The 23330-nt window shown below is 45.1% G+C and carries 24 protein-coding genes; 9 read left to right on the plus strand and 15 right to left on the minus strand.

Annotated elements, in window-relative coordinates; all coding sequences use genetic code 11:
• Nucleotides 1-67: 67 nt before the first annotated feature.
• Nucleotides 68-1783 carry a proline--tRNA ligase gene (locus ABMY42_RS06395; protein ID WP_349266138.1) on the minus strand — a complete coding sequence of 572 codons (1716 nt, stop codon included), beginning with the start codon at nucleotides 1781-1783 and terminating at the stop codon, nucleotides 68-70.
• Between the two features lie 111 nt (nucleotides 1784-1894).
• Entirely contained in the window at nucleotides 1895-2590 is a 696-nt protein-coding gene (tsaA, locus tag ABMY42_RS06400) for a tRNA (N6-threonylcarbamoyladenosine(37)-N6)-methyltransferase TrmO (RefSeq protein ID WP_281187732.1), read from the minus strand.
• Nucleotides 2591-2712: 122 nt separating this feature from the next.
• On the opposite strand from tsaA, the gene ABMY42_RS06405 reads away from it, so the two are divergent.
• From ABMY42_RS06405 to ABMY42_RS06415, 3 genes are all read left to right on the plus strand, one after another.
• A complete protein-coding gene (locus ABMY42_RS06405; RefSeq protein WP_005446212.1) occupies nucleotides 2713-2973 on the plus strand; it encodes a type B 50S ribosomal protein L31 in 261 nt (86 codons plus the stop codon).
• A 3-nt stretch (nucleotides 2974-2976) separates the two neighbouring features.
• Nucleotides 2977-3102 (plus strand): type B 50S ribosomal protein L36, encoded by a 126-nt coding sequence (gene ykgO, locus ABMY42_RS06410; protein ID WP_004744821.1) that lies wholly within the window; start codon nucleotides 2977-2979, stop codon nucleotides 3100-3102.
• 228 nt (nucleotides 3103-3330) lie between these two features.
• Nucleotides 3331-4917: an AbgT family transporter gene (locus ABMY42_RS06415; RefSeq protein WP_029790433.1), complete on the plus strand. Its 1587-nt coding sequence runs from the start codon at nucleotides 3331-3333 to the stop codon at nucleotides 4915-4917.
• Nucleotides 4918-4973: 56 nt separating this feature from the next.
• Here ABMY42_RS06415 and ABMY42_RS06420 read toward each other — a convergent pair whose 3' ends face one another.
• The 8 genes from ABMY42_RS06420 to ABMY42_RS06455 all read right to left on the minus strand — a co-directional run bounded on the left by ABMY42_RS06420 (nucleotide 4974) and on the right by ABMY42_RS06455 (nucleotide 11959).
• Nucleotides 4974-5699 (minus strand): MipA/OmpV family protein, encoded by a 726-nt coding sequence (locus ABMY42_RS06420; RefSeq protein WP_349266139.1) that lies wholly within the window; start codon nucleotides 5697-5699, stop codon nucleotides 4974-4976.
• Nucleotides 5700-5863: 164 nt separating this feature from the next.
• Nucleotides 5864-6976 carry an ATP-grasp domain-containing protein gene (locus ABMY42_RS06425; protein ID WP_349266140.1) on the minus strand — a complete coding sequence of 371 codons (1113 nt, stop codon included), beginning with the start codon at nucleotides 6974-6976 and terminating at the stop codon, nucleotides 5864-5866.
• Nucleotides 6964-8232, minus strand: coding sequence for a F390 synthetase-related protein (locus ABMY42_RS06430; RefSeq protein WP_349266141.1), 1269 nt, complete (start codon nucleotides 8230-8232; stop codon nucleotides 6964-6966). The genes ABMY42_RS06425 and ABMY42_RS06430 overlap by 13 nt, the downstream gene beginning before the upstream one ends.
• On the minus strand, nucleotides 8220-9083 hold the full coding sequence (locus ABMY42_RS06435) for an MBL fold metallo-hydrolase (RefSeq protein WP_050907954.1): 864 nt from the start codon (nucleotides 9081-9083) through the stop codon (nucleotides 8220-8222). The genes ABMY42_RS06430 and ABMY42_RS06435 overlap by 13 nt, the downstream gene beginning before the upstream one ends.
• The gene (locus ABMY42_RS06440; RefSeq protein WP_050907953.1) at nucleotides 9052-10038 is read right to left on the minus strand and encodes an NAD(P)-dependent oxidoreductase; all 987 of its coding nucleotides are present in this window, start codon (nucleotides 10036-10038) and stop codon (nucleotides 9052-9054) included. The genes ABMY42_RS06435 and ABMY42_RS06440 overlap by 32 nt, the downstream gene beginning before the upstream one ends.
• Complete coding sequence (locus ABMY42_RS06445; protein WP_230844725.1) at nucleotides 10035-11024, minus strand: ketoacyl-ACP synthase III; 990 nt, start codon at nucleotides 11022-11024, stop codon at nucleotides 10035-10037. The genes ABMY42_RS06440 and ABMY42_RS06445 overlap by 4 nt, the downstream gene beginning before the upstream one ends.
• Before the next feature lie 195 nt (nucleotides 11025-11219).
• Nucleotides 11220-11669 (minus strand): YaiI/YqxD family protein, encoded by a 450-nt coding sequence (locus ABMY42_RS06450; protein WP_005446198.1) that lies wholly within the window; start codon nucleotides 11667-11669, stop codon nucleotides 11220-11222.
• Complete coding sequence (locus ABMY42_RS06455) at nucleotides 11666-11959, minus strand: hypothetical protein (protein ID WP_050907951.1); 294 nt, start codon at nucleotides 11957-11959, stop codon at nucleotides 11666-11668. Before ABMY42_RS06455 ends, ABMY42_RS06450 begins: the two co-directional genes overlap by 4 nt.
• A gap of 906 nt (nucleotides 11960-12865) precedes the next feature.
• Here ABMY42_RS06455 and ABMY42_RS06460 point away from each other — a divergent pair.
• A complete protein-coding gene (locus tag ABMY42_RS06460) occupies nucleotides 12866-13351 on the plus strand; it encodes a GNAT family N-acetyltransferase (RefSeq protein ID WP_005446192.1) in 486 nt (161 codons plus the stop codon).
• Here ABMY42_RS06460 and ABMY42_RS06465 read toward each other — a convergent pair.
• Complete coding sequence (locus ABMY42_RS06465) at nucleotides 13311-13610, minus strand: DUF3301 domain-containing protein (protein ID WP_349266142.1); 300 nt, start codon at nucleotides 13608-13610, stop codon at nucleotides 13311-13313. The two genes, ABMY42_RS06460 and ABMY42_RS06465, sit on opposite strands and share 41 nt — an antisense overlap.
• A gap of 13 nt (nucleotides 13611-13623) precedes the next feature.
• Entirely contained in the window at nucleotides 13624-14661 is a 1038-nt protein-coding gene (locus ABMY42_RS06470; RefSeq protein ID WP_349266143.1) for a DUF3549 family protein, read from the minus strand.
• Between the two features lie 76 nt (nucleotides 14662-14737).
• Here ABMY42_RS06470 and ABMY42_RS06475 point away from each other — a divergent pair, with 76 nt between their 5' ends.
• Together ABMY42_RS06475 and truC are read left to right on the plus strand one after the other, a co-directional pair.
• The gene (locus ABMY42_RS06475; RefSeq protein WP_009698643.1) at nucleotides 14738-15052 is read left to right on the plus strand and encodes a YqcC family protein; all 315 of its coding nucleotides are present in this window, start codon (nucleotides 14738-14740) and stop codon (nucleotides 15050-15052) included.
• A gap of 5 nt (nucleotides 15053-15057) precedes the next feature.
• Complete coding sequence (truC, locus tag ABMY42_RS06480; RefSeq protein WP_009701984.1) at nucleotides 15058-15825, plus strand: tRNA pseudouridine(65) synthase TruC; 768 nt, start codon at nucleotides 15058-15060, stop codon at nucleotides 15823-15825.
• 346 nt (nucleotides 15826-16171) lie between these two features.
• Here the strand turns inward: truC and ABMY42_RS06485 are convergent, their stop codons facing one another.
• The 3 genes from ABMY42_RS06485 to map all read right to left on the minus strand — a co-directional run bounded on the left by ABMY42_RS06485 (nucleotide 16172) and on the right by map (nucleotide 20314).
• Nucleotides 16172-16555 (minus strand): DUF3461 family protein, encoded by a 384-nt coding sequence (locus ABMY42_RS06485; protein WP_005436760.1) that lies wholly within the window; start codon nucleotides 16553-16555, stop codon nucleotides 16172-16174.
• A gap of 156 nt (nucleotides 16556-16711) precedes the next feature.
• Entirely contained in the window at nucleotides 16712-19336 is a 2625-nt protein-coding gene (gene glnD / locus ABMY42_RS06490) for a bifunctional uridylyltransferase/uridylyl-removing protein GlnD (protein WP_349266144.1), read from the minus strand.
• Nucleotides 19337-19435: 99 nt separating this feature from the next.
• Nucleotides 19436-20314, minus strand: a complete 879-nt coding sequence (gene map / locus ABMY42_RS06495) for a type I methionyl aminopeptidase (protein ID WP_005446183.1) — start codon at nucleotides 20312-20314, stop codon at nucleotides 19436-19438.
• Nucleotides 20315-20711: 397 nt separating this feature from the next.
• Between map and rpsB the strand changes: the two genes are divergently transcribed.
• From rpsB to pyrH, 3 genes are all read left to right on the plus strand, one after another.
• Nucleotides 20712-21440, plus strand: a complete 729-nt coding sequence (gene rpsB / locus ABMY42_RS06500) for a 30S ribosomal protein S2 (RefSeq protein WP_005446181.1) — start codon at nucleotides 20712-20714, stop codon at nucleotides 21438-21440.
• 131 nt (nucleotides 21441-21571) lie between these two features.
• The gene (tsf, locus tag ABMY42_RS06505) at nucleotides 21572-22417 is read left to right on the plus strand and encodes a translation elongation factor Ts (protein WP_005446179.1); all 846 of its coding nucleotides are present in this window, start codon (nucleotides 21572-21574) and stop codon (nucleotides 22415-22417) included.
• Nucleotides 22418-22571: 154 nt separating this feature from the next.
• Nucleotides 22572-23303 carry a UMP kinase gene (pyrH, locus tag ABMY42_RS06510; RefSeq protein ID WP_005446177.1) on the plus strand — a complete coding sequence of 244 codons (732 nt, stop codon included), beginning with the start codon at nucleotides 22572-22574 and terminating at the stop codon, nucleotides 23301-23303.
• Nucleotides 23304-23330: the final 27 nt, after the last annotated feature.

Below are 23330 nucleotides of genomic sequence, written 5' to 3' on the forward strand. Positions count from 1 at the left end.
AAAAAAGGGCTGACCGAAGCCAACCCTTTTCATCGCTATCTATTTAGCACAATGTGCTTAGTGCAGCTTATTGAAGTTGAGCTTTAACGTGCTCAACGATGTCTGCCATTGCAACTGCGGTTTTCTCACCAGTGCGGCGGTTCTTATACTCGAAGTTGCCTTCTTTCATTGAACGATCGCCGATCACGATAGTGTGAGGAATACCGATAAGTTCCATATCAGAGAACATTACGCCTGGGCGCTCTTTACGGTCATCGAATAGTACTTCGATACCCATAGCCGTCAGTTCAGCGTACAGCTTCTCAGCCGCTTCTTTCACTTCTTCAGACTTGTGCATGTTCATAGGAACGATAGCTATTTGGAAAGGCGCTAGTGCGTCTGGCCAAATGATGCCGTATTTGTCGTGGTTTTGCTCAATTGCAGAAGCAACAACACGTGAAACACCGATACCATAGCAACCCATTTCTAGGATTACGTTTTTACCGTCAGGACCAAGAACACCACAGTTCATTGCTTCTGAGTAAACATTACCTAGTTGGAAGATGTGACCAACTTCGATACCACGCTTAAGCATTAGCGTACCTTGACCACATGGGCTTGGATCGCCTTCTACTACGTTACGCAGATCTTCAACTTGACCTAGTTCAACGTCACGACCCCAGTTGATACCGAAGTAGTGTTTGCCGTCGATGTTTGCACCCGCGCCGAAGTCACTCATTACTGCAACAGAGCGGTCAACGATGAATGGTAGCTTAAGACCTACAGGGCCTAGAGAACCAGCGCCAGCACCGATAAGTGCACGCATTTCCTCTTCTGATGCCATCTCTAGTGGAGAAGCAACTTGAGGTAGGTTTTCTGCTTTCACTTCGTTTAGCTCGTGGTCACCACGAACGATAAGAGCGATGATGTCAGCATCAACTTCGTCAGACGCTTTCACGAATAGAGTTTTAACCGTCTTCTCGATTGGTAGACCGTGCTGCTCTACAAGTTCAGCGATTGTTTTCGCGTTTGGTGTATCAACCAGTGTCATCTCTTGAGTTGGCTCTGCGCGATCACCCGCAGGCGCTGCTGCTTCTGCTTTTTCAATGTTCGCTGCGTAATCAGACTCAGTAGAGAATGCGATTAGGTCTTCGCCGCTTTCAGCAAGTACGTGGAACTCTTGAGAGCCGCTACCACCGATAGCGCCAGAGTCAGCAAGTACTGGACGGTACTCAAGACCCATGCGATCGAATGCTTTACAGTAAGCATCGTGCATCGCTTGGTAAGATTTCTCTAGACCTTCTTTGTCGATGTCGAAGCTGTATGCATCCATCATGCAGAATTCACGTGCACGCATTACGCCGAAACGTGGACGACGTTCATCACGGAATTTAGTCTGGATTTGGTACAGGTTTAGCGGAAGCTGTTTGTAAGAGCTCACTTCGTTACGCACAAGGCTAGTGATCACTTCTTCAGCTGTAGGGCTAAGAACAAACGGACGAGTATGACGGTCAGTAAAGCGAAGTAGCTCAGGACCCATCTTCTCAGAACGACCTGTCTCTTCCCATAGTTCAAACGGCTGAACAACGGGCATCAAAGTTTCGACTGCACCTGCATTGTCGATTTCTTGACGAACGATGTTTTCGACTTTACGCAGCACACGTAGACCAGTAGGCAGCCAGGTATAAAGACCTGAAGCCAGCTTACGGATCATACCCGCGCGTAGCATGAGCTGGTGGCTCACTACTTCTGCGTCGTTTGGAGTCTCCTTCAGAGTAGAAAGAAGATAATTACTGGTACGCATTAAATTTATCCGTTTATTAAAGTTAGATACTCAAGCCAGAATGGGCAGGAGTATGAAGGTCCCACGAGGGGAAAATGGTTAGCCGCTTATAATATCAGCCAAATGCCTTTGTCAAAAGCTTTCAATCGCAGTAACTGTTATTAAGTTATCGCTAACCGTGAACTTGACGTTTAAATCGAACAAATTTACCGCATATTCCTTGCTGTCAGGCTTGTTTTTCTTGTAAGCCGGACGAGGATCTTGTGCCAGAACTTGCTCGAGAACTGTTTTCACATACCCAGTATCGTTACGCTTTTCGAGTGTTTCCAGTGCAATGGAAGAGAAGTCTACCTGAGATGTTTCAGGCTCTTCTTCTGCGTAACCCCCCAGTGCTTCTGTAATCGAATCCGAGTAAGGGATATATGGCTTAATATCGATAATTGGTGTGCCATCGACTAGGTCTACGTTACCAAGATCTAAATAGACCTGGTCGCCTTTCTTACTGATACCTTTGACCTCCACTGCGGACATGCCGATACCGTTGGGTCTGAAGGTAGAACGTGAAGCAAACACGCCAATACGTTCGTTTCCGCCCAAACGAGGGGGACGTACCGTCGGCTTCCATCCTGCTTCTAAATTCTGATCAAACAAAAACAGTAACCATACGTGAGAAAATTGCTCTAATCCACGCACGGCTTCGGGGCTATTTGCCGCACCTTGTAGTTTAACGCGCGAGCGTGCTGCGGGTACTAAACGAGGCTGGCGAGGAACGGCGAATTTCTCTTTATAAGGGCTTTCGATAATGCCAATCGGCTCAATGGAATACATGAGTAGGATCTTTAACTGGGGTTTAAAGAGCAAAGTATCACAAATTTTGCTTGCTTTTCTTGTTGAGAATGATTATTAATTAAAATGTTATAACATAACAGTTAATCAAAAGGACAAGTTATATGAAACCAGGTATCCATCCTGAATATCGACCTGTGGTATTTCATGATACTAGCGTAGATGAATATTTTGTTGTGGGTTCAACGTTGCAAACCGACCGAACGATTGAATGGAAAGATGGCAAAACTTACCCATATTTCACACTCGATGTATCGTCTGCGTCTCATCCGTTCTATACCGGGAAGCAACGTGTAGTACAAGCAGAAGGTCGTATTGCGAACTTCAATCGTCGTTTTGGGCAATTTGGCAAAGATAAGGATTAAGAGATGAAAGTCGTTAAGTCATTAAAGAGTGCAAAAAACCGCCATCCTGATTGTCAAATCGTCAAAAGAAGAGGGCGTTTATACGTGATTTGCAAAACGAATCCACGTTTTAAGGCGGTGCAGAAATAACCATAAATATGGTGGTAATTTATGGAATGTGATGAGTTATAATTCTGATTTATGATCTATATGTGGGTGATATAACTATATTTTTATCGATTATAGGTCATAAGTTCGACTATTGGTTACATTCTGTAACGTTTTGAACTTTCACTTAACCCTTGTGTCGAGTACCCTGCGCAAGCTTTGTGACATTTTTGTCACAAACGCGCAGGAATAAATACAAGGAGGGAACAGATGAGTTCATCTGCTTCAATGAAACAAAACTCGCCAAAGAAGCCACTATTTACGCGCTTCTTAGATACAGTTGAATATTTGGGGAACCTATTACCCCACCCAATCACTCTTTTCGCCATTTTCTGTCTTGCAATCCTAGTTATGTCCGGCATTGCTGGTTACTTTGAAGTTTCCGTTGTTGATCCTCGCCCTGAAGGTGCTCCGGGTCGCGCTGCAGATGGCATGATCCAAGTTGTAAGTTTGCTAAATGCTGAAGGTTTACAACTGATTGTAACTAACCTAGTGAAAAACTTCGTAGGCTTCGCACCGTTAGGTACCGTACTGGTTGCGATGCTTGGTGTTGCCATTGCAGAACATTCTGGTCTACTTTCTGCTGCAATGCGCGGTCTTGTAATGGGCGCATCTCAGCGCATGGTTACAGTAACGGTTGTTTTCGCTGGTATCATTTCAAACACGGCTTCTGAGCTTGGCTACGTGGTACTGATTCCACTAGCGGCGATGCTGTTCCACTCTTTAGGTCGTCATCCACTTGCTGGCCTAGCCGCTGCGTTTGCTGGTGTATCTGGCGGCTATTCTGCCAACCTACTTATCGGTACGGTTGACCCTCTGTTGTCTGGTATTACTGAAACAGCAGCGCAGATGATTGACCCAACTTACACCGTTGGTCCAGAAGTAAACTGGTACTTCATGTTTGTTTCTACCTTCTTCATCGCGATTACAGGCGCATTTGTAACTGAAAAAATCGTTGAGCCAAAACTTGGCAAATACAATGATGAAGAAGCGGCAGAAGACCTATCTCAAGATAAAATGGGTGGTTTGACTGACGTCGAGAAGAAAGGTCTTAAGCTGGCGGGTATCGCAGTATTGGTCGTTTCTGCACTACTGGCATGGACTATCGTTCCGGCTGATGGTGTTCTGCGTTCTGATGCAGGTACGGTTGCGGGCTCTCCATTCCTAAAGAGTATTGTTGCGTTTATCTTTGTTTTCTTTGCAGTACCAGGCTTTGTTTATGGTCGCGTTGTAGGCACCATGAAAAATGATCGCGATGTGATTGATGCAATGTCGAAGTCAATGTCTTCAATGGGTATGTACATTGTTTTGGTATTCTTCGCAGCTCAATTTGTTGCTTTCTTCAAGTGGACAAACTTCGGTCAGGTATTTGCGGTTGCGGGCGCAAGCTTCCTGCAGGAAATTGGTCTAACTGGTCCAATGTTGTTCTTCGCCTTCATCCTAATGTGTGGCTTCATCAATTTGATGATTGGTTCGGCATCAGCACAGTGGGCAGTAACAGCGCCAATCTTCGTACCTATGTTGATGCTGGTGGGCTACGCACCTGAAACTATTCAAGCGGCTTACCGTATTGGTGACTCAACAACGAACATCATTACACCGATGATGAGCTACTTCGGTCTTATCCTCGCGGTAGCCACACGCTACATGAAGAACTTAGGTATCGGTACGTTGATTGCTACCATGCTACCTTACTCAATTGTCTTCATTGTTGGCTGGAGCATTCTATTCTACCTATGGGTATTCGTATTCGGTCTACCAGTAGGTCCAGGTGCGGCAACGTACTACACGCCTTAACTAGAAGCTTCACTCAGCTCAATCAAAGCCTGCGTTTATCGCAGGCTTTTGTCTACTTATAGCCCTGCAAAACGATACGTCAGCCCGAGCTCAAATGACCAACCGACATCACGCTGAATCAAAGGACTCTCACTATCATGATGAATGAATTCAGCCTTTGTAATGCCTATCCAAGATGGTGTGAACTCATACAAACCAATAACTCCGGCTTGATAAACAAAAGTAGAATCGGCCTTAAATTCTTTTAGTCCTGATGCTGTCGCTTCTTGTGCTGAAACACTGTACAGATGGTTAGAGAGTTTTTTATCTCGGTAATCGACTTCTAGAAAGGGGGTGAGGGTAAACGGTGGTAACCAAGTTTCTAGCGTCCGACCGAGATGCAATTGAACTTCGTAGCCATTATGTTCTGAGGTGACATCATGCAGATAAGTCAATCTCGCGCCAACAGTGCCTAAAGTAATACCAAGCTCACCATTCCCATCACGATCGTCAATACCGTTTGGCAGATCGGCAAACGTATCGGAGACTTCCGCGAAACGCCAGTTTGCTGATAGCCCCACATAAGGTAACGCTTGCCAGTTTGCTAAGCTACCATCGACAAAACCGATAGGACCGGAATAGAACAAGTTAGGGGTGGCACCAAACTGAGGTTTGTCTTTGACGGAAAAGACGTTTTCGCCATAGGTAACGCTGCCTCCCACAATGCCAAAAGATTCTTGATTGGCAAGTGAAGTGGCAGAGACAAAAAGTAATGATAGGGGAAGGACGATCCGTGCATTCATAAATAAAACTCCATTCTTGTTATAACTACAGAGAACGGAGTTTTCGGATTTATATTTCATTGGTGAATTATTACAACGGAGAAGTAGGCGTCGCTTTACGTTTGATAAGGAGCTAACTGGCGAGACCATTTCCTCACTTGATAACCTGTTTTGATGGAAAGGCATTATGAAGGCAATTCTTCACCATTCCACTCTATATCAACAGTCGAAGCCGCAGCCAATTTCACTTTGTTCTTCCTTGCTAATTGAAGCAGTTCAAAAACGCTCAACATTTGGCTCCTGATCGGTAAGTTGTGTTGCTGCATTACGTTGACGCCAGATAGCCAATCCCGCCAAGCATTTGTTTTAAAGAGAGATAATAAGCCTTGTGCGATAAGCGAAACCGCACCTAGATGGTGTAACTGCGGTTTTGTAGGAAAAGAGAACGCAAGTTCGGGAAACAATTGAATACATTGCGGTGAGAGCAGGTGTAAACCACTAGTGGCTCTTGGGTTGCACTCGATTATATATAGCTCATTGTTTGTCTGGATAAAATCGAATGAAACTTGACCATGGTAGCGATGCCGGTGTCCAAAAGCAGTCATAAATGCATCTAATCGATCATCAAATACTGGTTGAAATGCACTAGCGGCAGAGCCATTTACGCAGTTTTTGGGTAAATAAGCTTGGTGCGCTCTCATTTGACCATGTTCAAAAATCGCGTAGTTGCAAATAGGTGCTCCGTGGATTTTTTCTTGTTGTACCCAAGGGTGTTGAGTCGACATCGTGAGAGTGGAAATAGACTGACGGGTAATATCTCGTATCACTTCACCGCCGAATCGAGAGTAAACTGGTTTGAGTACTGAGCCAGCATCAATCTCAATGTCATGTTTATCGGTAACCAAACGAGTTTTAGGTAGGGAAATCTCGGGTAAATCTCGAAGTTGGTCAAAGACGGTAAACTTGTTGTGCAGTAAGCGCAGTAATGTCGAATTGGGTAGAAAAAAATGGACTCTCGGACACTGTTGGGCGATGTGTGCCAAATAGTACACTTCTTCACAAGTCGGTATCACCATATCAATGCGCTGCTGAGTTAGTAAATTGAGGATCTGTTGCTGGTAAGTAGGAAACGAAAATCGAGGTGAAGCCGTTTTTACGTAATGCTCAATGCCTCGTAAAAACGCCCCCAGAGGTTGTGCTAATGAATCAGTGAGAACGACATCGTGTCCATGGTTCATACACATTGCTGCCCACTCTAATGCGACGGGAGCTCGGGCGCCAGTGATTAAAATCCGCATGTATTCACCACTCGTCGTTGTTTGTTCATCGGAGTCCAAATCGGAGCGGGGCGATAATTGAATGTGACTGGATCAAGCTTTAGTTGATCAAACAGTTTTACTAGGGCTCGATAAATGCTCGGGTGGTGGTAAACATCCGCCTCGATTTGAATAGCCTGCGCTCCGGTTTGGGTGATTCGGTAATCGACACGATCCTGAATTTCTAAAGTGATGGATCGGTAAATAAGATCAGGCAGCACCGACACTGGTACTTGGCTTGCGTTCAATGTTAGGCAGTCGCCACATCGCCCGGCAATCGCTCCGAGTGGTTCAAATACGCCGTCGTCCTGTTTGCTCTCAATGATATCGTCAAGCTGGTAGCGAATAATTGGCTGAGTTTTACGACGAAAATCAGTGATTATAGGGCTGTAATGAGTGCGTTCAGCGTTTAGCCAATGTTTTTCAATATAGACAATATCTTGATTCCATCGCATTTGTCCTTGTTGGTCCGTGCACGCAAGAAAACCTTCAGTACATTGATAGACTTCATGCAATTCACTATCGAATTTTTGAGAAATATAGTGACGGTCGCTCTCGGTTAGCACCTCTGCTCCAGAAATGATCCGCTTTGGCTGGATCGCTGGCTGACCAAACTGACCACTGAATTGAGCACAGAGTTGAAGGGCTTGAGCGCTACCAACCAAAAGCGTGGGTTGAAACTCATCTAGTTCCTTTATCCACTCTTGGTAAGGTTTGTTTAAATCAGCATAAAAGAACGTAACGGGACCTTTTGCTACGGATTTATACAACGAGCTGTTGGCTCGCAGGGCAAGAGCAATTCGATGTTTTCCCCACAAGCCGGGTAAGAGGCGACCCAAAATGTTGCCTGCCCAGAGTTGCGTTTCTTGTTTATCCGCGAGGAACAATCCACGCATACCAGAGGTGCCCGAAGACAATCCAACAGTTACATTGCCAACTTTTGAAGCTGCGAAATTACGTGATTGTTCTGCCTCTAACGCCTGTTGCATTAATGAGTTTGCATCCAAACCTTTTGTGTTTAACTCAGAAAGATTTTCCATCATGGTTTGCTTATTCATGATTGGGAAATCACAGAGTGACGCTCCTTGAAATGAATGATAATAAGGAGAATGACGACATACCCAATCCAGATGTTGGGTTACCTGTTTTTGTTGCCACTTTTCAACATGTGTTCTTGAGCTAAAAGGGCGGTAGCGTGTACGCCAAAACTCAGAGAGAAAAGTTCTCACACTATCCATCCTTCTGTAATTAACTGCTGGATTGTCGCTTGGCAATGAGAAGGCACAAAGCGCACAAAGTGATGGGTATTCTGGTAGCAATTTCTCAACCCAGAGAGTGTTTGTTTGTAAGCTTGGGTATCATCGCAAAGCATGTTCGCGAGCCAATGTTGATCGATGTTTTCACTCAAGCTCTCGATTAACCAACAGGCATCTGCTAATAAGAACAGCCAACCTTGCTCTCTCTTCGCTAAAAGCCCTACTTGACCAGCTGCATGCCCGGGTAAACTCACCATATAAATTAAGCCGTCTTTGAACATATCTTTACAAAGCAGATCAACGCCTTGGCAATGGGGAAGGATTTCACCAATTGGTATGGAAAAATCACGGTGCATGACCAAGTTGGATTCGAGTTGTTGAGGGAGTAGCGCTTTTAGGTATCCTTTTCTTACGCCTCCCACTCGACCACTCTTAGTTAGGGCGTCCACTCCTTTTTGTTGGCAATGTAGTTGAGAGTGCGCAAACTCAGACACGGCAGCGATGTGATCGGCATGGAAATGAGAAAGAACCAAGTGTTCAATCTCATGAGGTCCGATTTTCTCTTTTGCTAACTGAGCCACAATTCCGTGATCTTTTTGATAGTGACATGGCGTTGTCCAAGCATAAAAGCGTTCAGGGAAGGGGCGAGTGGCACGGAAAAAATGCTCGTGATACCCCGTGTCAAACAGAATGTTACCTTGAGTTGGGTGTTGAATTAACGCGACAGCCGCTGGAAACGATCTTGGCTTTAACCCAGAGCCGGGCTTGACGACAAAACCAGGGTGTACGCAGTGCCCAGCCTCAAAGATTTTTATTTTTAGACCAGTCTGCATACTGTTGGATTCCTTCTTGAACTGAAAAAAGCGGTTGGTAATTCAGCTTTTGTTGCGCCTTACTGATATCTAGAGTTTGGTGATAGTTAAATAGCCCTGCGCTGTATGAAGTGAGCTTTGGCTCCGGTTGGTGCGGTAAGCGCATCCGTATTTGCTCACTGAGTTTTAATAACGGCAACACAAAGCGGTATGGGAGTGATGTTAATTTAACGTTTATGTCCAATGCTTCACATAAAGCTCTTAGCACGGTCTCAATCGGCATTGGCTCATTATTGGATATATTGAAGATGTCACCATGTTGAAGTTGTTCCGCTTGAGTACAAGCAAGCATGGCAGCATGGGCAACATTATCGACATAAGTCAGATCAACAACCGGATTTCGCCCGGATGGCAGAAGTAGTGTGTCGTTTTTTATCGCTTTAAGTACCCTTGGGATAATCGCGCGATCGTTCGGACCGAAAATACCACGAGGTCTTAAAATGATTGTTTTGCTGTGCCCTTGTATGGCTTCAAGTTCAGATAAGTATTTAGTGTGCGCGTAATCATTACACCAACGCGAAGCAATATCGTCTGTTTCTCGAATGTTCCACCTGTCTTTGTGGTCAAAATAGACGCTGGTGGAGGAGATATGGATAAAACGTGGTACCTGATGTGCATTCGCTGCGCAGATAAGGTTTTTTGTGGCATCTACATTGGATTGATAAAATGCTTCCCACTTACCCCAAGGGCTTGAGAGTGCAGCGCAATGGATGATCCCATCCATACCTTGGCATACTTCATGAACCGCTGATTTATCCTCTAAATTGATTAAATGCGGTGTGACATCGAATTGGTCTGCGAGTTGTTTTGCGATGACAGTATTTCGCGCAGTAAAGTGCAGTTCATGTTGCTGGTGAAACATTCGTAGAATCGCACTGCCCAGCATACCACTGCCACCTGTGACTAATATTCTCATAATTTAAGTACGCCCATCCCCAACGAGAGCCCAGCAGCAGTGCCCGCCAATAACACATGTTTCCCTTGTGTGCCTGGTTGGTTGCGTAGCCAGTGCAAATTTATCGGCAGTGACGCTGCGACTTGGTTACCCAAAGTAGAAAAGTGATTAACGGTTTTCTCTTTTGGTAAACCGACAAGTGAGGGTAACTTCTTTAAACCGTGAGCACTTGCTTGGTGTGGAAGAAAGTAGTCAATATCGCGAAGAGTGACTGGAGAGGAGCCAAAGCCTTTTTCAAGAAACGCTGGTAAAGTTTTGCGCACATGCTTAAACAGTGCTTTGCCTTCCATCTCAAATTGGCAGTTTTTCAAATAGGCTTGATGCTTTGAAGTATGCGGGTTGACATGACTGCCTCCCCCCTTAATTTGACAGAATGAATACCCAGCGTGATGCGTTTCAAAGTGGCTTGTGATCAGCCCTTCATTCTCTGTTTGCTCTAGTAAAAACGCTGCTGCACCATCGGCAAATAAGGTCGCAACTTCAGGTTTGAGTGTGAAGCTGCGATTCAGTGTGATGCCCGTAGCGAGCTCACTGGTGACAATAATAATACGTTGGTAGCGTTTTGCTATGAAAAGGTTCTGAGCAAGATTGAGAGCTGAGAGAAAAGACAAACAGGTACTGTTTAAATCAAAACTTTCTAGCGATGTCGGGGCGTCTAATGCAGCTAAAACTGCTGAAGCATCATAAGGTAAAGCCTGATGATGTGTGCCACTGGCATAAATAAGGAGGTCAACAGAACTTAGCGAGTGTGTGTTGCCGAGACATTGCATTATCGCTTGCATTGCCATATATACAGCGGTTTCTTTCGTGCTGGCTACATGACGATATTCAACATCAAATTTGTTTCGACAAGTCCCTGAGGGTAATTTTAGGAAGCGATCCATCTCCCGATCTGACCATTGATTGACTGGCAGATAGCTTCCACTGGAAAGGATATTAAAGCCCATTATTTTCTACAAAGTTATTAAAAACGCCGTTCAAAATAATTTAAGTTGCATATTGGGTCTATATCGAGAAGGTTAAAAAATAAGTGAGACAATGCGAATGGGAGCGATAACACGCTTTGTATGCAAGACTGAGTACAAAATATTCACTAATGAGCCAGGTGTTGATCAACTGGCTCAATTTAAAAGGTGAGAGTTTTACTTCTTAAATTTGGCTAAAATACGATCCAAATGGTTAGCAAACTCTCTGCGTTCAGTTTGAGACAGAGCCGCAGGACCGCCTGTTTGAATACCGCTTGAGCGCATGGTGTCCATGAAATCACGAATGTTCAAACGCGCTTTGATGGTGTCTTTAGTATATAACTCGCCTCGTGAACTTAATGCTTGAGCTCCTTTGCTGATCACTTCGTCTGCCAATGGAATATCAGAGGTAATCACTAAGTCATTGGCTTCTACACGACGAACGATTTCATTGTCGGCAATATCAAAGCCCGCTGGTACTTGCAGAGAGTGAATATTGGCACGCTTGGGTACTGGCACTACATGGTTTGCCACAAATGTACATTCAACACCAGTACGTTCAGCCGCGCGTACGATTGTTTCGCGAATAACTTTCGGACAGGCATCCGCATCTACCCATAATTTCATGATGTTTTCTCACTCAATTTCGCTTCGAGTTCTTCAACACGAGCAGTCAATTTGGCTACTGTCTCTTCAAGTGCAGCAAGGCGATCCTCTTCTTTTGGTTTTTGGACCGCGACTTCAACTTTCGGAATGCGGTTTGCGCTCTTCCAACTTTTAATAGTCGCAATCAGTGCTGGCATAGGCACAGGTGTTTTCATGCGAGCTTTTACCAGAGCCACAGTGGGTTCTTTACCCTGCTGTTGCAGTTGCTCCATCACGGCTTCCAGCTCTTTAGTGACGTCTTGAGTTAACATAATTTATCCATACTAAAATGACTTCTATCATCATACTTTGCACGGTCGATTTTAGCGAATAGCAATTTCGGTAGAGCCTTGTGCGAGATCTCTCACAGTGGTTGTGAGAGAAAACGATTTCGTCATCAGTTAAATAGAAAATATTTAAGCTAAGCTATTGAAAAGTGTGGTTTTAACATGTTTTTAACTAAGTTTTTTGCCAAAAGATTTTCTAGGGTAGATTGTGATTTGAAGGGAAAAGCGTAAATTAAACCTTGTCGGCAGGAAGCAGACATGGAACAGGAAAGCACCAAGGATTTGGTTATCGTCAGGAAGACGATTTGGTTATTCAGGATGAATGATCAAGCAAGGAGCGTAGGACATTGTAAGGACACAATCATCAATAGGATGTTGATGACTAAGGATAGACAATGGACCCCTCATAGGATTGAGATAGGGACAGCATCAGGATGATGCAAGGGACACCGCTCAAGGAACAAGTGATGTGCGCTAACGGGGAATGTTAGCTATCAGGATGATAAGGACACCGCTAGGACGGCGACGTAAGGACTAAGCTGACGGAATCAGCCACTATTATGGATGATGCATGGAGCACTAATTAGTAGCCGGACTGCTGCGAGTAAGACTATGACCCCGATACGCTTGTGTCGGGGTCTTTCTTATTTAAGCCCTTTCATATTTTGGGATGATTGAAAGTGGCAATATCACATTATTTATAAATTCCTCATAACACTGAATAAAAAACAATCCAGATCAATATCCTTTCCAATCAGTTGGTTTAACTTTCGGCTTCTCAAAAAGGCGTTATGTGCCGCATAACATGTTCAAAGCTATTGAACTTTTGTTATGTGGATAAATTAAGTTTGCTGTAATCAAGGAACAGATGTGACCATAGTAACCAGAAGAATGCTTCTTCTACCCTACAATGAGTCGTTGCAACTAGAGTTCGTGATGTTGAATTGCTGTGCTAAAAATCGCGCAGAGATGAATGGACCTCATACGGTGTCTTCTGCCAAACAACTGTTTGAGAAGATTCTGGATGATGAGAATGTCCACAGTATGGCGGTGCTTGAAAGTACCAGCCGTGATTATATGGGACACGTGTTCATTTCAAACCTAGATCATGAACCTGAGCTAGGGTTTATCTTTGATAAAGCTTATTGGGGTAAAGGGTTAGCGACAGAAGCGCTAAAGGCGTTTTTCCCGAAAGCATGCCGTGAGCTTGGGCTACACAAAGTCAAAGCAAATGTGAATAGCCATCACAAAGCATCCATGGCAGTACTGGAAAAACTAGGATTTATAAAGACGAGAGAGAGCAAGGACCTTTACGGTCCTTACTTTGAAATGGAATTTACAAGCGATGTGGCGGTAGGTGAAAGTTCAGCGGCCTAAACCCGAACATCGTCAATTCACCTTGGTAGCAATCATCACCAAGAGATGAAAACTCAAATTGATACACTGTATGCCAACGCCAGATTCCGTCTGGCGTTTTCAGTTTATGGGCACCAAAAGCGATACTTACCAGTTGAAGATCTAACTGCTCACATTTACGCGTAATCGCCGCTTTTGCCAACTCTGATTGACGTCGTTGTTGCCAAAACAAAAAGCAGAAAAAGCACAGTCCTAAAATGGCTAATAGGTCACCGATCATCCCTAATCCTTCATTATCCCTTTGTTGCTTGCTGCAGTTTCACCAATGCAGTCGCTAGCTCTTCCGATGGGCTAGAGTGCAGCAAAGGCAGCAATACCATTCTTAGCTCTGGCAGCATAACTAAATCGGCAAATAGCTGATTAAATAAAGCCTGATTACCAGTTTGTGCGAGGCGCAATAAAAATTGTTCAGCAATGCTAGCATCAGCCAGTAGGTGCCACGTACGACCTGCAATACCGATTAGTACTTCTTGATGGCTTAAGCGTGGGCTTTGTAAAATTGCCTTCAAGATTGACAAGGAAATCTCGGTTGGTGCGCCTGCTAAAGAGCGGATTAAAGCTGAGAGTAAGAACAGATCGGGCTTGTTACTTTCGATCTCTTGCTGCGCTTTCTCTGCAATGCGCTTAGCCAAACGTTCTTGCAAATCAACATGCTCTAACGCGCCAAGTAGGGCGTATAGCGGTTCATTGGGTAAGTAGTTAAGGGCTTTACGCAAAGTCACGGCATTTTGCTCTTTACCCAGACGTGCCGCCATATCAGTAATACCTTGCAGACCAACTGTTTGCCAGTTTTCCCAGCCTAAACCGCCCGTAAAGTAGTGCTGAGTATGCTCGTAGTATTGGCTGGTGGGTAAGTCCAAGTTTGCGCGAACTTGGCTATGGAAGACTGCCATCTTTTCTTCTGCGGGTTTGAAGGTGTATGGGTTGTTAGAGAGCTTTTGTTGCTGCTCTTCTGTCATTTCTTCACTTAGGCGAGTACCCATCGCTTCTACGACGTATTTAATGAAGTTGCCGATATCCGCTTGCTTTAGCAGACCTCGCTCATCCAGCTCGAACTTTAAGAACCAAATCCAAGGTTGCTTTTGCTCATTCCAGTATGCGATCGCCAAGTGTGCTTTTCTCTGCATTGGGAATGGGTATGGGCATTGACCTTTTTCCACGTCAGCAAATACTTGTGGCTCGATGGTCTTGATACGACGACCAAGGTCGAAGATTTGATACTCACACTGACTGTTGCTTAGCAACTGAGTGAGGGTTTGAATGTTTTCCATTAAATACGACATCCTAATGTTCTTTTCACAAGAAATGGTATCATTCTTGGCTAATTCAAGGTTCGAGACGGAATTAATGGCAACAAACATCCAATTGGTCGACTTACTTCAACAACTTGAGGCACAACTGCAGCATCATGAGTTGTGGCAACAAACTATGCCCTCTGCTGAAGCGCTACAGAGTACAGAACCTTTCGCGATTGACACGCTGCATCCACATGAGTGGTTACAATGGATCTTTATTGCCCGTATGCGTGCGTTAGTTGAAGATAATCAACCTTTACCTCGAGGCTTTTCTATCGAGCCGTATTTTGCAGAAGTATGGAAACAAGAGCCGCATTACGCCGAGCTACTGGTAACCATTCGAACCATCGACGAACTATGTAAGTAACCTCAATGTCAGAACAAGAAACATCACCATCGGTTGAGCCAGTGGTACTAGAGATCGTTTATCAGGACGAGTATTTTGTCGCGGTTAATAAACCTGCGGGTATGTTGGTACACCGAAGTTGGTTGGATAAGCACGAAACTCAGTTTGTGATGCAAACATTGCGCGATCAAATTGGTCAGCATGTTTTTCCATTGCACCGGTTGGACCGCCCAACTTCAGGTGTACTGGTTTTTGCTTTATCCAGTGAAGTCGCATCGCAAGTGATGCCTATGTTTGCTGAGCATAAAATGGAGAAAACCTATCATGCAATTGTTCGAGGCTGGATTGAAGAAGAAGGTGTTCTTGATTACGCCTTGAAAGTTGAGCTTGATAAGATCGCTGATAAGTTCGCTTCACAAGAGAAAGAAGCGCAAGACGCCGTAACGGCATACAAACCGTTAGCGAAAGTGGAAGTGCCATACTCTACGGGTAAGTTTCCAACTACACGCTACTGTTTGATGGAGATGAAGCCAAAGACAGGGCGTAAGCATCAATTGCGTCGCCACATGGCGCACCTGCGTCATCCAATTGTTGGGGATACGACGCATGGTGACGGTAAACACAACAAACTTTATCGCACGGAATTTGATTCCCATCGCTTATTGTTGCATGCATCAGTGCTGCGCTTTGTGCATCCGTTCACTGATGAAGAAATCGTGATGAAAGCCAATATCGATGAGACTTGGCAGCAGTTGTTTGCTCGATTTGCATGGGATGAATCGTTGGTAAGATAAACGGCTATCTTTATTAAGTCGAAAGATAGGAGGGGTGGTATATACCCAAGTAACCTCAAGATGCTAGGTTCAGCGAGACTGACTTGGTTTGTAGACGCGGCGGCGATTTAAAGGTTTAGTGGGTCTAAATCAAGAATCGGCAACAAAGTATACAAGCCAAGGCAGCTCGCCCTTTGGGAGCGTGTCATTGACCTGATTGCTGCGTCAAACAACTTGGAAAGAGCTGGCTATTACACTGCATTGTTTTCCTTGCTCTCGAATCAATGACAACACTCTGAATCCTGCATCTTGAAGTCACTTGGGTATATGTATCACCCCCTTTTTTATTCTTGAGGAATTGAGCGGGCTACTTGAGTTTTTCCAGATCCGCTTCGATCTCGGCGATCTTGCTTGAAACCACCTTTTCTAGATGACGAAGATCAGAAAGTATCTTCTCTTTCACATCCACTTCAGCCACTTTCACAGGCTTGGTTATCTTGTTCAGCTCATCGATCACAAGCGTCAGGTTGCGGTTGATCTCCGTGACCTCTTTGTACTTGTGACTGCCACTGTCGACCAGTACATTTTTAACTTGGCGCGGGTATTTGAACTTAACACTTTTCGCGAAGAACTCGCCTTTCTGTTTGTGAAAGTAGATCTTTAGGACGTCTTTGTGTGCTTCTTGTCGCAGGGAGTAACGTTCAATCTGTTTCGGGTCATGGATGCCCAAACCAGTGAGGTGTGGATACATAGGCTACCTCTATCTAATAACTAGAATTAGTTTCCGTATAACTGTAGCAGCCCATTAATGAGCTAGATAGCTGATATTTAGCCAAATTGCTCAACTTGTGGGCAAGATCGCTATCGTTCTTGCCCACGTTAGTTATTGATGAAAGGAAGGTTTCTCTTAAGCTGAGACTGGCTCAGACAAGTTCTCAATCAACTTCTCACGCAGTTCTGCTTGCTGTTCCTCGCTTAGCCTACCACCCGCTTCACTGGTTAGAATGAACAAGTCTTCTGCTCGTTCACCAATGGTGGTAATTTTCGCAGCGTGGAGGTTAATTCCCAAGTCAGCAAATGTACGACCAACTTTGGCCAGAAGCCCCGGAGTATCTAGAGCGACAAACTCCATCAAAGTGCGTTTCTTACTCTTGGTTGGCAGGAAGTCGACTTTGGTTTTTACATTAAAATGCTGAAGTTTATTCGGTGTGCGACGTGTTTTGATCTTGGTTGGGCGACCATCTTCCAATACATGAGTAATGTGCTTAGTAACGGCTCCGTGGCGACCTTCTTCAATCGCTTTGCCATGTTGGTCAAGTACCATAAAAGTATCGAGTACATAGCCATCTTTACTGGTCATGATTTGTGCGTCGTGCACGTTGAAGTTACGACGGTCTAACTCAGCAACAACGGTAGCAAACAACGCGGGCTGGTCAGGGCTGTAAACGAATACTTCGGTACCACCTCGTGTCGCTTTTTTACTGATAAGTACCAGTGGCTTTGCTGGGTCTTCCATACGCAGCAAATTCTCGCAATGCCACGCAATTTGCTTATGGGTGTGACGCAAGAAGTAATCAGCTTTAAAGCGCTGCCACAGCACCTCAATTTCTCGTGCCGAGAAGCCCTCTTTACGTAGTAGGGCAGACGCCATTTGTTGATTATGGCGAATACGTTCACGCACATCGACGGGATTTTCTAAGCCGCGACGCAGTGCACGTTGGGTGGAATAGAACAATTCCGCTAGCAAGGTGCGTTTCCAACTATTCCAAAGCTCTGGGTTAGTTGCGCAGATATCGGCTACTGTTAGACAGACAAGATACTCAAGGTACTCTTCATCACGTACTTGCTTGGCGAATTCTGTGATCACATCTGGATCGTAAATATCACGGCGTTGTGCAGTCACCGACATTAATAGGTGATGCCTTACCAGCCAGCTTACTAATTTCGCCTCTGGTTTAGACAAGCCGTGTTCAATACAGAAGTCGTACGCTTCACCTTCGCCTATCACCGAATGGTCACCACCTCTGCCTTTGCCAATATCATGGAAAATCGCGGCTAGGATAAGCAGCTCTTTCTTTTGAATGCGAGGGTAAACCTCACAGCAAATCGGATGCTTACTGTGGTTCTCTGCGTAGCTGAAGGTATTAATGTGTTTGAGCAGGCGAATACTGTGCTCATCTACGGTATACACATGGAATAGGTCGAACTGCATCTGACCGACAATTTGGCTCCATTGTGGAAGGTATGCCGCGAGGACACCAAGCTTGTGCATCAGACTGAACGCTTTATGTAGGGCGTTCGGGTGGCGACACAATGCCATAAACTTTTCACGCGCTTCTGGCATGGTGTGTAAGAATTTGTTCAATCGACGACGCGCAGTACGCAACTGACGCAATGTTGGTGGGCTAACCCCTTCGATGCTTGAATCATTGGCAATATGCAGAAACATATCCAGAATCGTCTCTGGGCGAGCTTGGAACAAAGCGGGCTTACGTGCCTCAATTAAGGCGCCACGACGTTGGAAGTCTTCATCAATGATTTCTGCATCTTCTGTTGCACCACCATTGATGATGGCTTGATCGAACAGCTTGAGTAGCATCTTATTGAGCTCTGCCACACGTCGAAGGGTACGGTAGAACTCTTTCATCATCATTTCGACGCCGCGATTACCTTCACCCACATAGCCAAGGTGCTTCGCGACCTGCGCTTGGTGGGCAAAGGTCAAACGGTTGTCGTAACGTCGTAGTTCAATATGCAGCGCAAAACGCACGCGCCACAGGAAATCCTGACATTCAACCAACTCACGGTATTCGGCATCTGTTAAGAATCCGTAGCGGCTCATCTCCAACAATGAAGTCGCGCCGAAGTGACGGCGTGCCACCCAACTTAATGTATGAATGTCACGTAGACCACCTGGTGTGGATTTGATGTCTGGTTCAAGATTGTAGGTCGTGTCATGGTACCGAGCATGGCGTTCGCGCTGTTCTTGAATTTTGGCTCGATAAAAGGTCTCGCTTGGCCAGAAAGAATCAGATAGCACCACTTTCTTCAGCGCTTGGAAGGTGTCTTCACTGCCACAGAGCAAACGAGCTTCTTGTAAATTGGTGGCGACAGTTAAATCTGAACGCCCAATTTCAGCACACTCCTCGACAGTACGAACCGCATGACCTACTTCAAGGCGTAAATCCCACAGTAGCGTAATGAACTCACTGATTTTGGCTTCCAGTGCATTAGGCAGTTTGTTGTTCGACAGAATCAAAATGTCGATGTCGGAAAGGGGGTGCAATTCACCACGACCATAACCACCTACCGCGACCAGAGAAATATTATGGATGTCTTTAAAACCAAAGTGTTGCCACAAACGATTGAGGAGTAAGTCCATGTACTCGGCTCGTGACAAAACAAGGTTGGTCACAGGGTGGTGCTGTAGAAATTCTTCTTTTTGGTATGAACTGAATTTTTCAAGTTCTTGCTTAAGTTCTCCGATATTGATTTGTTCATCGGTAAACGTAAGAGGAGACTGAAGGGTCATATTTGCTATCCGTGCAAGCTAAACTATTAGCAATCTAACAAATTTGAAGCAGATAAAAAATATCCCCGCATGAGCGGGGATAGGGAAAGTGATGGGCGATTAAACGTTTTTCATCATACGTGGAATGGTATCGTCGCTACGAAGTGTAAGCACTTCACAACCTTCTTTAGTTACCACGATAGTGTGTTCCCACTGCGCTGAGTTTTTACCGTCGCCGGTGTAAACTGTCCAATCGTCTTGCGCGTCAACAGTACAGCCAAATTTACCCGCGTTTATCATTGGTTCAATCGTAAAGCACATGCCTTCTTTTAGTACACGGCGGTCTTTGTTCTTGTAGTGAACCACTTGTGGCTCTTCGTGGAACTCATCACCGATGCCGTGACCACAGAAGTCCTTAACAATAGAGAACTTGTTACGTGGGTTGTTCTTGTTGTTTTCTTTAATGTACTTCTCGATTGCAGTACCGATGTCACCAACAGTTGCACCAGGCTTAACTTGACGCATACCGATGTAAAGTGACTCTTGTGCAACCATACATAGACGCTTGTTTGCTGGTGAAACATCACCAACTAGGAACATCTTAGACGTATCACCGTGGTAGCCTTGTGGACGAACGCTTAGGTCTGCGTTTTCATCGTTTGGAACAATCACTGTGATATCAACGTTGATGATGTCACCGTCTTTTAGGACCGCAGGTTTCATTTGACCGTTAGCACCCTTTTCATCTTGGGTTGCCGGTATACCGTGACAAACGATGTGGTTGATCGACGTACAGATTGATTTAGGGAATCCATGGTAATCAAGCGGTGCAGAGTAAGCGCCTCTCTCTAGAGCGTAATCGTGACAGATTTGGTTTAGCTCTTCTGTTGTCACACCTGCTTTGATGTGCGGTTCGATCATTTCTAGAACTTCTGCGGCTAGCTTGCCCGCAATGCGCATGCGTTCGATTTCTTCAGCAGTTTTAATCTTGATTGACATTGGCTTTCTCTACTTATTCGTAAGCACGCAAACGTGCGAATGCGCGCATTCTATCAGATATCGAGTGGCTAACCCAAGCCAGTTAAGAATATGAGTCATTCTTACTTGTAGTTTAGTTATGTAATTAAAGAGAGAGTAGGGGTGAGTGTGATAGGTAAATTAGAATGGTAACAAATAATTTTTACTAGCCATGTTGGGCTAAAATATGGTATAAAGCGCGCCGGAATCGAGGACTGTTCTCTTTACTTTTCGTTAGAGAAGTGGCGAAGCAGGCTTCTTCCGATTAACTTTTTATCTTTAAATCACACACATTCCGTCACATGTTCCGGGGTGCTGAGCAGAAGCTTGGTCGGAATTATGGGGGATGTGGAGGCCTAACCCCATAGAGGATTTTAAAATGGCAACTGTATCAATGCGCGATATGCTGAAAGCTGGTGTTCACTTCGGTCACCAAACTCGTTACTGGAACCCAAAAATGAAGCCATTCATCTTTGGTGCTCGTAACCGCGTTCACATCATCAACCTAGAAAAAACTGTACCAATGTTCAATGAAGCTCTAGCTGAGCTTGCTAAAATTGGCGAGAAAAAAGGTAAAGTTCTTTTCGTAGGTACTAAGCGCGCTGCATCTGAAGCTGTTAAAGAAGCTGCAATCGCAAGCAACCAATACTACGTAAACAACCGTTGGTTGGGCGGCATGCTAACGAACTACAAAACAGTTCGTCAGTCTATCAAGCGTCTAAAAGATTTCGAAGCACAGTCTCAAGACGGTACTTTCGACAAGCTAACTAAGAAAGAAGCTCTAATGCGCACTCGTGAAATGGAGAAGCTAGAGAAATCTCTTGGTGGTATCAAAGATATGGGCGGTCTACCAGACGCTCTATTCGTAATCGACGCTGATCACGAGCACATTGCAATTAAAGAAGCTAACAACCTAGGTATTCCAGTATACGCTGTGGTAGATACTAACTCTAACCCAGACGGCGTTGACTACATCATCCCAGGTAACGACGACGCGATCCGCGCAGTTCAACTATACCTAAACGCTGCTGCATCTGCAGTAACTGAAGGTCGCAACAAAGACGTTGCAGCAGTTGCTGAAAAAGACGGTTTCGTAGAAGCTGAATAATAGCGGCTCTGTGTCACACTTAGTCTATGTGAAACCTTGTTGTAGCATAGACTGAGTTATAGTTAGCAATGGGGGCCGACAATGTAGGCCCCTGTTTTTTACCTTATTTCGAATCAAACGAGGAATAGAGAATGGCAACTGTAACTGCTGCTCTAGTTAAAGAACTTCGCGAGCGCACTGGCGCTGGCATGATGGAATGTAAGAAAGCGCTTGTAGAAGCAAACGCTGACATCGAACTAGCAATTGAAAACATGCGTAAATCAGGCGCAGCGAAAGCAGCTAAAAAAGCTGGTAACGTTGCAGCTGAAGGCGCAATCATCATCAAAGAAGAAAACGGCGTTGCTGTTCTTCTTGAAGTTAACTGCCAAACTGACTTCGTTGCTAAAGACGGTAACTTCACTGCATTCGCAGACAAAGTAGCACTTGACGCTCTAGCGACTAAAGCTACTGCTGAAGAGCTAGTTGCTAAGTTCGAAGAAGAGCGCGTAGCTCTAGTTGCTAAAATCGGCGAAAACATCAACATCCGTCGCGTTGCATACGTAGAAGGTACTGCTATCGCTTCTTACCGTCACGGTGAGAAAATCGGTGTTGTTGTTGCTGGTGAAGGCGACGCAGAAACTCTTAAGCACGTTGCAATGCACGTTGCTGCTTCTAAGCCAGAGTTCGTTAACCCAGAAGACGTTCCAGCTGACGTAGTTGCTAAAGAGAAAGAAGTTCAAGTTGAAATCGCTATGAACGAAGGCAAGCCACAAGAGATCGCTGAGAAAATGGTTATCGGCCGCATGAAGAAATTCACTGGCGAAATCTCTCTAACTGGTCAAGCTTTCATCATGGAACCTAAGAAATCTGTTGGCGAAATGCTAAAAGAGAAAGGTGCATCAGTATCGACTTTCGTTCGTCTAGAAGTAGGTGAAGGTATCGAGAAAGCGGCTGAAATGAGCTTCGCTGAAGAAGTAGCACTAGCTCAAAAAGGTTAATCCTTAGAGATTTGTGCAAAGATTAGACCGTGGCCTTGGCTGCGGTCTTTTTACGAAAAGAGCGGCAAAAAATTAGCCGTGATGAATAGTCATCAGCAAACTTGTGTCTATTCATGACTGTTAATCGACAACTCTCTTTTGGAAGGTAAACTCCATGACTACGAACCCTAAACCAGCATATCAACGTATTCTATTAAAACTGAGTGGTGAAGCTCTTCAAGGCGAAGAAGGTTTCGGTATTGACCCAGCGGTTCTTGACCGTATGGCTCAAGAGGTTAAAGAGCTGGTTGAACTGGGTGTTCAAGTTGGTGTGGTAATCGGTGGTGGTAACCTGTTCCGTGGAGCTGGTCTTGCGGAAGCTGGTATGAACCGCGTAGTAGGCGACCACATGGGTATGCTTGCAACGGTAATGAACGGTTTGGCAATGCGTGACGCACTTCACCGTGCATACGTAAACGCTCGTGTAATGTCTGCAATTCCTCTAAAAGGTGTGTGTGACGACTACAATTGGGCAGACGCTATCCGCGAACTTCGTCAAGGCCGAGTGGTAATCTTCTCTGCAGGTACTGGTAACCCATTCTTCACAACAGATTCAGCGGCGTGTCTACGTGGTATCGAAATTGAAGCTGACGTAGTTCTAAAAGCAACGAAAGTTGATGGCGTATTTACTGCAGACCCAGTAGCAAACCCAGACGCAGAGCTGTATGATAAGCTATCTTACGCAGAAGTTCTGGATAAAGAGCTGAAAGTAATGGACTTGGCAGCGTTCACTCTAGCTCGTGACCACAAAATGCCAATCCGTGTATTTAACATGAACAAGCCAGGCGCACTACGTCGCGTGGTTATGGGTGAAGCTGAAGGCACGCTGATCAACGCTGACGCATAATCCTAAACGCCATCCACGCTAGGTTGG

This window comes from Vibrio sp. SSH13-20 (assembly GCF_040104475.1).
Lineage (GTDB): Bacteria > Pseudomonadota > Gammaproteobacteria > Enterobacterales > Vibrionaceae > Vibrio > Vibrio harveyi.